This window comes from Streptomyces sp. NPDC098781 (assembly GCF_044759995.1).
GTDB lineage: Bacteria > Actinomycetota > Actinomycetes > Streptomycetales > Streptomycetaceae > Streptomyces.
Genome location: NZ_JBIWAK010000008.1, coordinates 79,515 through 91,783 on the forward strand (window position 1 = coordinate 79,515; position 12,269 = coordinate 91,783).

General features: G+C 72.9%; 10 protein-coding genes. 9 read left to right on the top strand and 1 reads right to left on the bottom strand.

The window, feature by feature from the left end:
• Window positions 1-23 precede the first annotated feature (23 nt).
• The 9 genes from ACIQWG_RS29660 (at window position 24) to ACIQWG_RS29700 (ending at window position 10,821) form a co-directional block, all read left to right on the top strand.
• Window positions 24-1,013: a hypothetical protein gene (locus ACIQWG_RS29660; RefSeq protein WP_404101227.1), complete on the top strand. Its 990-nt coding sequence runs from the start codon at window positions 24-26 to the stop codon at window positions 1,011-1,013.
• Window positions 1,014-1,478: 465 nt separating this feature from the next.
• Entirely contained in the window at window positions 1,479-3,602 is a 2,124-nt protein-coding gene (locus ACIQWG_RS29665) for a hypothetical protein (RefSeq protein WP_404101228.1), read from the top strand.
• An 87-nt stretch (window positions 3,603-3,689) separates the two neighbouring features.
• The gene (gene pelF, locus ACIQWG_RS29670) at window positions 3,690-5,201 is read left to right on the top strand and encodes a GT4 family glycosyltransferase PelF (RefSeq protein ID WP_404101229.1); all 1,512 of its coding nucleotides are present in this window, start codon (window positions 3,690-3,692) and stop codon (window positions 5,199-5,201) included.
• A complete protein-coding gene (locus ACIQWG_RS29675) occupies window positions 5,198-6,613 on the top strand; it encodes a hypothetical protein (RefSeq protein WP_404101230.1) in 1,416 nt (471 codons plus the stop codon). Before pelF ends, ACIQWG_RS29675 begins: the two co-directional genes overlap by 4 nt.
• Before the next feature lie 84 nt (window positions 6,614-6,697).
• Complete coding sequence (locus ACIQWG_RS29680) at window positions 6,698-7,699, top strand: GDP-mannose 4,6-dehydratase (RefSeq protein WP_404101232.1); 1,002 nt, start codon at window positions 6,698-6,700, stop codon at window positions 7,697-7,699.
• 31 nt (window positions 7,700-7,730) lie between these two features.
• Window positions 7,731-8,444, top strand: a complete 714-nt coding sequence (locus ACIQWG_RS29685) for an NDP-sugar synthase (protein ID WP_404101234.1) — start codon at window positions 7,731-7,733, stop codon at window positions 8,442-8,444.
• Between the two features lie 6 nt (window positions 8,445-8,450).
• Complete coding sequence (locus ACIQWG_RS29690; protein ID WP_404101236.1) at window positions 8,451-9,377, top strand: NAD-dependent epimerase/dehydratase family protein; 927 nt, start codon at window positions 8,451-8,453, stop codon at window positions 9,375-9,377.
• A complete protein-coding gene (locus ACIQWG_RS29695; protein ID WP_404101238.1) occupies window positions 9,374-10,030 on the top strand; it encodes a spherulation-specific family 4 protein in 657 nt (218 codons plus the stop codon). The genes ACIQWG_RS29690 and ACIQWG_RS29695 overlap by 4 nt, the downstream gene beginning before the upstream one ends.
• On the top strand, window positions 10,027-10,821 hold the full coding sequence (locus ACIQWG_RS29700) for an endo alpha-1,4 polygalactosaminidase (protein WP_404101240.1): 795 nt from the start codon (window positions 10,027-10,029) through the stop codon (window positions 10,819-10,821). Before ACIQWG_RS29695 ends, ACIQWG_RS29700 begins: the two co-directional genes overlap by 4 nt.
• A gap of 6 nt (window positions 10,822-10,827) precedes the next feature.
• Here the strand turns inward: ACIQWG_RS29700 and ACIQWG_RS29705 are convergent, their stop codons facing one another.
• Window positions 10,828-12,252 carry a Gfo/Idh/MocA family protein gene (locus ACIQWG_RS29705; RefSeq protein WP_404101241.1) on the bottom strand — a complete coding sequence of 475 codons (1,425 nt, stop codon included), beginning with the start codon at window positions 12,250-12,252 and terminating at the stop codon, window positions 10,828-10,830.
• Between the last annotated feature and the right edge of the window lie 17 nt (window positions 12,253-12,269).

The window sequence follows — 12,269 nt, forward strand, 5'->3', positions numbered from 1 at the left end:
AAACGAACGGTGGGAGCAAGGCCATGGCAACGGGGGGATGGGGTCCTGGACCCGGCTCGGGGCAACCGGGCGGCAATGGACCGGGTGGGCAGGGCTGGGGCGCCCCGTACGGGCCCAACTCCGGCGGCAACCCCTACGGTCCGCCCGCGCCGAACCCGAACCAGACCCTGTACCCGAACCAGAACCCGTACCCGAACCCGAACCCCTATGGCCCACCGCCCGCCGCGCCCGTTCCCGCGGCGCGGCGCCGCAGCTGTCTGTGGTACTTCTCCCCGCTCTTCCTCGCCACCCTGATCCTCCGTTCCGCCCACCGCGTCGCCACCAAGCTCTTCGTGCACCAGAGCGGGGACCGGATCGTGGACCGCACGGTGGACCGGGTCCAGGTGGCCCGGACCGTGCTCGGTGTGCTGGCCAGCCTCGCGCTGATCCTCGTCTACGGCGTGGAGAAGGACCGGTGGAACAACGCGGCGGAGACGGGCTTCGCCAACGCGATCGTCACGCCGATCCTGCTGATCTGCACCGGGCCCCTGGTCGTTCTCGGGTTCATCCTCTACACGCCCCCGCATCTCAGGCCCCAGCTGCGCTCCCGGCTGCACGCCCCGCTCAAGGCGGTCGGCTGGTATCTGCTGAGCCTGGTCGTGCTCGCCGCGACCATCTATGTCGCGGGCGGCACCGGATTCAAGGACGACCTGCACGGCTGGCAGGTGGCACCGTTCGCGGTCCTCGTGCTCGTCGCCATCTTCTGGGGGCTGCCCTTCCTCTTCCTGGCGTCGCTGTACTCCGCGCGCAGCGCCTTCAACACCGCCTATGTGCACCCGATGCTGCCGCCCGTGGTCACCGGCGTACTGGTGTGGGTGCTCGCCGTGTTCAACCTGATCGGCAACGGCATGCCGGCGGGTCCGCCGGTGGCCCAGTTCTGCTCCCTGTTGGGCGGACCGCTGTCGGTGACCGCCGTATCGGCGTGGGAGATGTGGCGGCTGCGCACCCGCTTCGGGGTCACCGTCCGGGACTGACCTGCCCGCCACCGTCGTCCCCACGGGAAGACCCCACGGGATGACCTCCCGGGATGACCTCCCGGGATGACCCGCCCGGATGATCGGACAAGATGACCTGAAACCGGCCCCGCGGCCGACGGCCCGACCGGTCCATACCAGTGGCAGTCGCACCGATGGATCCCGGCGCCCCGTCGCCGCGGCCGTCCCCCCTCTCACCTGCGGGGGAGTGGCCGAAGCCGTTCCGGCCGGCCCCCGTGATCCATCGTCGAGCACACGGTCCGGCCGGGGTGCCCGAGTGCGCCGCACCTGCGTTTTTCCGTCAGGTTCCGCAGCAAGAGCACGAAAGCTCCACAGATACATCACCATTTGACGCGACGGATGCGTCGACGACCGGTCTCGGAGGGGGAATCCGGCGTCACGCGCGGGGGTGTGTCCGCTCAGCGGAGCATTACTCACCCCTGCCCGGGGAGGGGACAGCACCGCATGAAGCGGACCTTACGCACCAGCCTGCTCACGACGGGTGCGCTGATAGCAGCCATCGGCCTACCGGCCGCACAGGCGACGGCCGCGCCGCCGCCCCGCATCGACCTGCGGGTGCTCGTCGTCAGCGACGGCGGTCCGGCCACCGACGCCATCGCCGCCGAACTGGACACCGCGGGGACGCCGTACACGGAGATCGACCTCACCAGTTCCGACCGCCCCGTGATCGACGCCGGTTACCTCGCGGACACCGTGGACGGCCGGGACCGCGCCAAGTTCCAGGCGGTCGTCCTGCCCAACGACAACCCGTTCCCGGCCGGCTCGGCGGAGATGGCCGCGCTGGTGGCGTACGAGCAGGCCTACGGCATCCCACAGGTCGACGCCTACACCTACGCCCGCCCCGAGGCGGGACTCCAGTACCCGGTCCACGGCGGCTACTCGGGCAGCGTCGACGGAGTGCAGGCCCAGGTCACGGACGCCGGGCGGACAGGCCCGTTCGACTACCTCGACGGGCCGGTGCCCTTCGAGGACAACTCGCCGACGGTCGGCGAGAGTTACGCCTTCCTGTCGACGCCGATGGCCGGTGCCGACTTCACCCCGTACGTCCAGGCGCCGATCCCGGGCACGACCAAGCAGGGCTCGCTGGTGGGGGAGTACCGGCACGACGGGCGGCGCGAACTCGTCGTCACGTTCGTCTACAACCAGTACCAGCAGCAGTTCCGGCTGCTGGCCCGCGGCATCGTCGAGTGGATGACCGGCGGGGTGCACCTGGGCGCCTCCCGCAACTACTTCGCCGTGCACGTCGACGACGTGTTCGCGGCCGACGACCGCTGGAACTCCACGCTCAACTGCACTCCCGGCGACGTGGACTGCACGGACCCGAACGCCACGCCCGACCCGATCAGGATGACGCCCCAGGACGTCGACCACGCCGTCGCATGGCAGCGCGAGCGGGGCTTCACGCTCGACCTCGCCTACAACGGGGCAGGCAGCGTCGACCACCGTGAGGACAACAACGGGGCCGACCCGCTGGCCGACCGGTTGGTGGCCGAACGGGCCGAGTTCCGCTGGATCAACCACACCTACACACACGCCTTCCTCGGCTGCGAACAGGACACCGCGGTGGTGCCGTGGCGGTGCGCCACCAACCCCGACGGCAGCACCAAGTGGGTCAGCCGCAGCGACGTCGCCGACGAAATCGCCCACAACACGGTGTGGGGTCGGTCGGCCGGACTGCCGCTGAACAGCGACGAGTTGGTGACGGGTGAGCACTCCGGACTGCGGGTGCTGCCCCAGCAGCCGGCCGACAACCCCAACCTGGCGCTCGCCCTCGCCGACACCGGCATCACCTGGCTCGCCTCGGACAACTCCCGTGAACCCGCCCCGCGGCAGGTCGGCCCCGCCACCACCGTCCCGCGCTACCCGATGAACATCTTCTACAACGCGGGCCGCGCCGCCGAGCAGGTCGACGAGTACAACTGGATCTACACCAGCCGCGCGCAGGGCGGCAGCGGCATCTGCGAGGACAACCCGGCCACCACCACGTGTCTGCCCGCACCGCTGGACACGGCCACCGGCTACCCGCAGCACATCGTTCCCCTGGAGCGGCAGATCGCGCTCGGCCACGTCCTCGGCAACGACCCCAAGCCGCACTTCATCCACCAGTCCAACCTGGCCGAGGACCGGATCGCGTACCCGGTCCTGGACGGCGTGCTCGACACCTACGACACGCTGTTCGCGCAGAACACGCCGGTGGTCAACCTGAGAATGAAGGACATCGGCAACGAGCTGGAGCGGCGCGCCGCGTGGCGGACCGCGATCGCCGACGGGCAGGTCACCGCCTACCGGATCGGGGACACCGTCACCGTCGAGAGCCCCGCCGGCGTCGACGTCCCCGCCACGATGCCCGACGGCACCACCCGGTCCGGCTCCGCCTTCGGCGACGCCTACGCGGGCGAACGGTCCGGGTGGACCAGCCCGACCGGGGCGATCGTCCTCACCCTGCCGCAGTCCGCGGCATCCTCCACGGGCGACGGCGCCGGCCGATCCGCGCCGGCCACCGACCCGGCACCGGACGCCCGCGTGCCCGAGGGCGTGGCCGAGCCCGTCTCTCCCGCGGGGAGCTGACCGGGCGCACCGGCAGCGAGGTCCCGGCCGCCCCTCGGCGCGCCGGGACCGGCACCCCTCCCCACACCTCGGCCGTGGAGCACAACGATGCACGTTCACCACGGCGCGCGGCGCGATGCCGCCGCGCGCGTCACCCTGCTCACCGAAGGCACCTACCCGCACAGTCACGGGGGTGTGAGTGTCTGGTGCGACCAGCTCGTCACCGGCATGCCCGACATCGAGTTCGACGTCATCGCCGTCACCGGCACCGGACGGGAGTCGATCGTGTGGGACCTACCTGACCATGTCCGCGGCGTCCTGTCCGTCCCCATGTGGGGCACCGCTCCCGAAGGCCGCCCGCCGCGCGGCCGGGCGCGCAGGCAACTCGCCGGCGCCTACGAGCAGTTCCTGACCGCACTTCTCGACCCCCGCGCCGAGGGCGGTTTCGCACCCGCCCTGCACACCCTGGCGCGGGCGGCGGCGGCCGGCGAGCTCAGCCCCTTCCTGCGGGGCGACACGGCGATCGCGATCCTGACCGCCGTATGGACCCGTCCCGGGCTGGCCGTGTGTGAGGCGCGGCCGACGTTGCACGACGCGCTCACCGCCACCGCCCTGCTCGAACACGCGCTGCGCCCGCTGGCCGCGCCGCCCCCGCAGGACGGCGTCGCGCACGCCGTCAGCGGTGGCGTCGCCGTGCTGCCGGGGCTGGCCGCACGGGAGCGGTACGGGGTGCCGCTGCTGCTCACCGAGCACGGGGTCTATCTGCGTGAGCGCTACCTCGGCTATCGCACCGCGCCGTACCGCTGGCCGGTCAAGGCCGTGGTGCTGGGCTTCTTCCGGCTGCTGGCGGAGGAGAGTTACCGCAAGGCGGCGCTGATCACCCCCGGCAACCGCTACAACCGGCTGTGGGAGGAGCAGGGCGGCGCCGACCCGGAGTCGATCCGCACCGTCTACAACGGCGTCGATCCCGCGGCCTTCCCGCCGGCCGGACCGGAGCCGGAGAACCTCACGCTGAGCTGGGCCGGACGGGTCGACCCGATCAAGGACCTGGAGACGCTGATCCGCGCCTTCGCTCTCGTCCGGAACCAACTGCCGGACGTGCGCCTGCGGTTGTTCGGCGGCACACCCCGGGGCGGCGAGGCGTACCGGGAACGCTGCGAGGCCCTGGCCGCCCAGCTGGGGCACGCCGACGCGGTGACCTTCGAGGGCCGCGTCGAGGACATCAAGGACGCCTATGCCGCGGGGAACGTGGTGATGCTGTCCAGCATCAGCGAGGGCTTCCCGTTCACGCTGATCGAGGCCATGTCGTGCGGCCGGGCGACCGTGTCCACCGACGTCGGCGGCGTACGCGAGGCCGTCGGCGACACCGGACTCGTCGTACCGCCGCGCGATCCGGCCGCCATGGCCGCCGCCGCGCTGGAACTGCTCGGCGATCCGGTGCGGCGCCGGGCGATGGGCGAGGCGGCGCGGCTGCGGGTGATCGAGCAGTTCACGCTGCGGCAGACCATCGACACCTTCCGCGCGATCTACCACGAACTGGCGGCAGGGACAGTGGAGTCGCCGGCCAGGATCGTGCTGCCCGCTCCGGCCGTCAGCGGCACGGGGAGCCTGACCGGATGAGCGGTCCGATGTCCCTGGAGCCCGGCGGCGCCGAGCGGGACACCCTCGCCCTGCGGCTGGCCGAACCCCGCCCGCCGCGTCGCCGCCCGCGCTGGGCCCTGGACGATGCCACGCTCGCGATCCGGCTGCCCGCCCGTGGCCCCGACGAGGAGGCTGTCAGCACGCTGGCCGCCGAACTGGCCGACGCCATAGGGCCGGCCGTCCATCCCTACGAGGTGGCCGCCCTGCTGGAGGCGGAGGGCCTGCCCGCCACGGTCATCAAGGAGCGCTACGGCCACCCGAACCTCTTCTCCCTGGCGACGGCGCTGTACGAGCGGGTGCCCCGGACGTTTCCCGAGCCGCCGCCCGCGGCCGACCCGTGGCGGCCCGACACCCTGCGCTGCCTGCTGCGCGGCGTGCTGTTCGCGCTGCCCGCCCTGGCCTACCTGCTCATCGCGCCGCTGTGGCCGCTCGACCGGCACGCTCCCGTGCTGATCGTGGCGGGCGTCTTCTCCTGGGCGTGGGGCCAGGCGCTGGGCCACCGCGCGCATCTGCGGCTGGTGGCGGGCCGCCGGGAGGCCTGCGGAACCCTGCTGACCGGGTCCCTGCTGGGCGCCGCGGCGGCCACGGCCCTCGCCGCGACGGCCGCCGACAGCGCGACGGCCGTCGGGGTGGCCGCCGCCCAGTCCCTGTACCTGGCGGGCGCGGGCGTGCTGCTGGTCCTGGCCCGGGAGCGGCTGCTGCTGGCCGCGCTCAGCCCACTGGTCGCGGGCGCCGCCGTGCTGCCCTGGTGGGACCCCGGCGCGATAGCGCGGGCCGGGCTGCCCCTGCTCGCACTGCTGGCCACCTCGGTGGCCGCCGGTCACGTCCTGCGGTCGGGCCGGGCCGGGCAGCCGGCATCCGACGCCGCGCGGCCCAGGCTGCTCACGTCCCTGCCGTACGGCCTGTTCGGGCTGGCCGCGGCGGTACTCGTGATGCTGGAGGGCCGGCGGCAGCCGTACGCGGTGATCGCCCTGACCCTCAGCATGGGCCCCGCCGAATGGCTGCTGTACCGCTTTCGCGGCTGGTCGGTCCTCGCGCTGCGGTCCAGCGCGACCCCCGCCGGATTCCTGCTGCGCTCGGCCGCCGTCCTCGGCCTGTGCCTGTCCGCCTACCTGCTGCTGTTGCTCCCGGCCGCCCTGCTCGCCGGCCCCGACCCGGCCACACCGCTGCTCCTGGCGGCAACCCTGTGGACCGCCCTGCTGCTTCAGGCGTTCGGGGTGGCCTGGCCACCCGCACTGCTCTGCCTGGCCGCCGCCGGCACGGCCGCGGCGGCCACCCTGCTGGACCCGCCACCGGGACCGGCCGTGCTGCCCGCAGTCTGCGCCGTCGCCGCCGTCTGTCTCGTGGCCTGCGCGCTGCACCGGCTCGGCCGGCCGTCCCCGCACTCCTGACCCAGCCGTCCCGACCAGCACTCCTGACCACACGCACGACCTCTGAACGGGCCGCGGCCCGCCCCATCACGAAGGGACCGAGAGTTGACCTCCGCACCGCTCGCCGCCGTCACCGGAGCCGAAGGCTTCATCGGCTCGCATCTCACCGAGGCGCTCGTCGCCTCCGGCCACCGCGTCCGTGCCATGGCCCAGTACAACTCCTTCTCCTCGTACGGCTGGCTGGAGACCCTGCCGGCCGACGTCCTGGACCAGGTGGAGATCGTCCTGGGCGACGTACGCGACCCGGGCTCGGTGCGCGGCCTGCTCGAAGGCGCCGACTGCGCCTACCACCTCGCCGCGCTGATCGCGATCCCGTACTCCTACCAGGCTCCGCACAGCTACGTGGACACCAATGTCACCGGCACGCTCAACGTGCTGGAGGCGGTCCGCGCGCTGGAGATCCCGCGCCTGGTGCACACCTCCACCAGCGAGACGTACGGCACCGCGCAGACCGTGCCGATCACCGAGGACCACCCCATCAACACCCAGTCGCCGTACGCCGCTTCGAAGGCGGGCGGGGACCGGCTGGCGGACAGCTACCACGCGAGTTTCGGCACGCCCGTGGTGACGCTCAGGCCGTTCAACACCTTCGGTCCGCGGCAGTCGATGCGCGCGGTGATCCCCACCGTCATCGCCCAGGTGGCGGCCGGGCAGCGCACCATCACGCTCGGCGATCTGCGTCCCACCCGGGACTTCACCTTCGTCGAGGACACCGCGCGGGCGTTCCTCGCGGTGGGCACCGCCGCGGCCGAGCAGGTGGTGGGCCGCACCTTCAACGCCGGGACCGGAGGGGAGATCTCCGTCGGTGACCTGGTCGCGCTGATCGGCAAGGTCATGGACGCCCCGCTCGACGTACGGGAGGACTCCGCGCGGCTGCGGCCCGCGGGCTCCGAGGTGATGCGGCTGGTCGCGGACGCCACCCGGCTCGGCGAGGCGACCGGCTGGCGGCCCGCCCACACCCTGGAGGAGGGCCTCGCCCGGACCGCCCGGTGGTTCACCGAGCCCGCGAACCTCGCCCGCTACAAGACCGGCATCTACAACATCTGACCCGACCGGCACGTACCTCAGGAGGTATGCCATGCACGCAGTGATCCTGGCCGGCGGAAAGGGCGTCAGGCTGCGGCCTTACACCACCGCGCTGCCCAAGCCGCTGGTCCCGATCGGCGACCAGCACGCGATCCTGGAGATCGTGCTGCGGCAGCTGTCCACGGCCGGCTTCACCGGCTGCACCATCGCCATCGGTCACCTGGGCGAGATCATCCGGGCCTTCGTCGGGGACGGGGCCCAGTGGGGGATGAAGGTCGACTACGCCACCGAGGAGAGCCCGCTGGGCACGATGGGCCCGCTGCTGACCCTGCGCGACCGGCTGCCCGAGCACTTCCTGGTGATGAACGGCGATGTGCTCACCGACCTCGACTACGCCGACGTGCTGCGCACGCACGAGGCGTCGGGCACGCCCCTGACCATCGCCACCTACGCCCGCAAGGTGCACATCGACTTCGGGGTGCTGACCACCGACGCCAGCCGGGTGGTCGCCTTCACCGAGAAGCCCAGCATCGACTACCGGGTGTCCATGGGCGTCTACGGCGTCTCCCGGACCACCCTCGACGGCTACACCCCGGGGCTGCCGCTCGGCTTCGACGAGCTCGTGATGGACCTGCTCGCCGCCGAACGCCCGCCGCACGCCTACGAGTTCGACGGCTACTGGCTGGACATCGGCCGTCCCGACGACTACGACCGGGCCAACGCGGAGTTCACCAGCCGCAAGTCGCTGCTGCTCAAGGGAGCCTGAACAGCCATGCACATCCTCGTACTCGGCGCCACCGGCTACCTCGGGGGGCACGTCGTCGAGCACCTGCGCACCCTGCCGGGCGCGCGGGTCCTGGTCGCCGGCCGCTCGGCTGCCGCCGACGTCACGGTGGACCTCGCCGCCGACCGCCCGCAGGACCTGGCGGCGGCCCTCGCCGAGGCCGCGCCCGACGCCGTCGTCAACTGCGCGGGCGCGACCGGCGGCGACGCCGTCACCCTCGCGGAGGTGAACGCCCGGGGCCCCGCCGTGCTGTGCGCGGCGCTGCGGGCCACGGCGCCGGGCGCCCGGCTGGTCCATCTGGGCTCGGCCGCCGAGTACGGACCCACCGGTCCCGGAGAGCGGGTGACGGAGTCGGCGGCGACCCGGCCGGCCGGACCGTACGGCGCGACCAAGCTGGCCGGCACGGTGGCGGTCACCGCGTCCGGGCTGGACGCGGTGGTGCTGCGGGTGGGGAACCCGGTGGGCGCGGGGGCCCCGTCCACCGGGCTGCCCGGCCGGGTCGCGCGGCTGCTCGCCGAGGCCGGGAGCGACCCGGAGGCGGAGTTGCGGCTCGGTGACCTGTCCGCGCACCGCGACTTCGTGGACGTACGGGATGTGGCGCGCGCGGCGCGGCTGGCGGTCACGGCCGCCGGACCGCTGCCGCCCGTGCTGAACATCGGGGGCGGCCGGGCCCGTCCGGTCCGCGACCTGGTGCGCACGCTCGCGGACACGGCCGGCTTCCGGGGCCGGATCGTCGAGTCGGAGGCCGGCGGATCCACCCGGACCGCGCAGGTCTCCTGGCAGTGCTCGGACATCACCGCCGCCCGGGACGCCCTCGACTGGTCGCCGGTCCACACCCTCGACGCGTCCGTGGCGGCCCTGTGGGCGGCGGCCCGCCCCGGCTCGCGCACCGCCGAGGGGGTACCGGCGCGGTGAGCCTGCTGATCCCGCTGTACGTGCACCCGGCTCAGGACCCGGCCGCCTGGCACCGGCTCATCACCTGCGCCGCCCGCACCCACGCCGTCGTGCTGAACCCGGCGAACGGACCCGGCCAGGCCCCGGACCCGGCGTTCGTCACGGCGGCGAAGGCACTGCGCACGGCGGGAGCCCGGCTGCTGGGCTACCTCGACACGGACTACGGCGCCCGCGACCCCGCGCAGATCACCGCGGAACTGCGCCGGCACCAGGAGTGGTACGGCGTCGACGGCTGCTTCCTGGACCAGGTGCCGGCGGCCGAGCACGGGTTGCCGGACTGCCGCCGGCTGGTCCGCTCCGCCCGCCGGCTCGGGGCCTCCACGGTCGTCCTCAACCCGGGCGTCCACCCCGCGCCCGGCTATGCCCGGCTCGCCGACCTGACCGTCACCTTCGAAGGACCGTGGTCGAGATATGTGTCGGACTTCAGCCGCCCGTCGTGGACCGAGCGGCTGCCCCCCGAGCGGCTGTGCCACCTGGTCTACGGCGTACCCGAGCCGCTGGTGCCGCTCGCCATGCGGACCGCGGCGGAGCGGGGCGCGGGGGTGTGCGGGCCGGTGACAGGAGACCTGCCCAACCCCTGGTCCCGGCTGACGCCCGCGCTGGCGGACCGGTGAGGCGGGCGCTGCGGGCCGTCGTGGCCGTCCTGTCGGCCCTGACCGCACTGGCCGCGTGCACCGGCGACCACGCCCCCGACACCCCTCCCGGCGCCCGGTGGCAGCCCCGTCCCGGACTGGCCTGGCAATGGCAGCTCGACGGCAGGGTCGACCCGTCCGTCGACGTGCCCGTCTACGACATCGACGGATTCGAGAACGGCGCCGCCGACGTCGCCCGCCTGCACCGCGACGGCCGCAAGGTGATCTGCTACGTCAACGTCGGCGCCTGGGAGGACTTCCGCCCCGACCGACGCGACTTCCCGCGCTCGGTGCTCGGCCGGCCCAACGGCTGGCACGGCGAACGGTGGCTGGACATCCGCCGGTTGGAGGTGCTGCGGCCCCTCATGGAACGCCGTTTCGACATGTGCCGGGACAAGGGCTTCGACGCGGTGGAGCCGGACCTGGTCGAGGGCTACGGCAACGACACCGGGTTCCCGCTCACCGCCCACGACCAGCTCCGCTACAACCGCATGATCGCCGCCGTCGCCCACGAGCGGGGCCTCGCGGTGGGCCTCAAGAACGACCTGACCCAAATCCCGCAGCTCTTGGGCGACTTCGACTTCGCGGTCAACGAGGAGTGCGCCCAGTACGGCGAGTGCGCGCTGCTCGAACCGTTCACCGCGGCGGACAAGGCCGTCTTCCACGTGGAGTACACGCAGCCCACGGCCCGCTTCTGCCAGGCGTCCCGTGAGCTGCGGCTGTCCTCGATGCTGAAGAAGCTGGAACTGGACGCGTGGCGCAGGCCGTGCTGACGCCGGTCAGCGCAGCGGTGGCATGTCCGTGGGGCTGGAGTCCAGGCCGGGCCGTTTGCCGGCCCAGGCGCCCCGGGTGAAGTCCGGGATCTCGACCGGGCGTCCGTCCCTGGCGAGGGACGCCGCGCTCAGCGGGACCGCCGAGCACCAGGCGGCCGAGTCGTACACGTCGATGTCGGGCACCAGCCCGGCGCGCATCGACTGGACGGTCCGCCACTGAAGGACGTAGTCCATGCCGCCGTGACCGCCGTTGTTCGCGGCGTCGTCACCGACCTTCCGCCACAGCCAGTGGTCGTACTCCTTCTGGTAGTCGGCGAAGTCGCGCCAGGAGTGGCCTGCGTGGTCCGGTTCGAGATAGACGCGCGCGCCGGTCGGGGTGGGCCCGGCGTAGTCCTCGACGATCCCGCGGCTGCCGGCGAGGGTGTTGATCCTGCTGTACGGCCGGGGTGAACTCACCTCGTGCTCGGCCCGGATGACCCGGCCCTTCTCGGTGTCGATGAGACAGGTGACCAGGTCGCCGTTGATGTACGTCTCCTTCCACGACGGGTGGTCCCGGGGGATGAAGCGCTCGCGGTAGTCGGCCAGCCCCTTCGGGGCGGTCGCGGTGGCGCGCAGGGTGGTCATCCGGTCGCCGCGGTTGATGTCCATGGCCGCCGCGATCGGAGCGAGCCCGTGCATGGGGTAGAGCGAGGCGGTGCTGCGGGTGTGCCACAGCCGCCGCCAGGAGTCGGTGTAGTACGTGTCGGAGAAGAGGAGTTCGCGCAAGTCGTGCTGGTAGCCGCCATGGCCGTTGGTGATGTTTCCGAACACACCGGCGTGCGCCATCCGCAGCATGGCCAGCTCGTTGCGGCCGTAGCAGCAGTTCTCGGCGAGGAACAGGTGCCTGCGGGTGCGCTCGGAGGTGTCGACCAGGTCCCACAGCTGGCGCAGTTCGGTCGCGACGGGCAGTTCCACCACGGCGTGCCGGCCGCTCAGCAGGGCGGCTCTGCCGTGCTCGTGGTGGAACTCCCACGGGGTGGCGACGTACACCAGGTCGATGTCGTCGCGCCGGAGCATCCGCGCGTAGGAGTCTGCCGATCCGCCGTATTCGGCGGGGCGGGGCTCGCCCTTGCTCACCAGCCTGTCCGCGACGCGGCGCGCGCGGTCGGCGCGGATGTCGCAGACGGCGGTCACGGTGCAGCCCGGTACGGCCGCCCAGCCCTCGACCATGCCCGAGCCGCGGTTCCCCAGGCCGATGACAGCGACGCGGACGGTTCTGTGGACCTCGAACGGCACGCCGATCATCGACTTCTGTCCGGGACGGCGGTGGGGCGCCGGTCCGGTCGCGGCGGTCGCGGCCGGTGCCGCGGCGGTCATCCCGGCCGCGAGCGCGCCGGTGGCGACGGCTCCGCCCAGGAGCAGTCGGCGTGAGACAGCGGGGTTTTCGGACATGACGGCAACACTCCTCG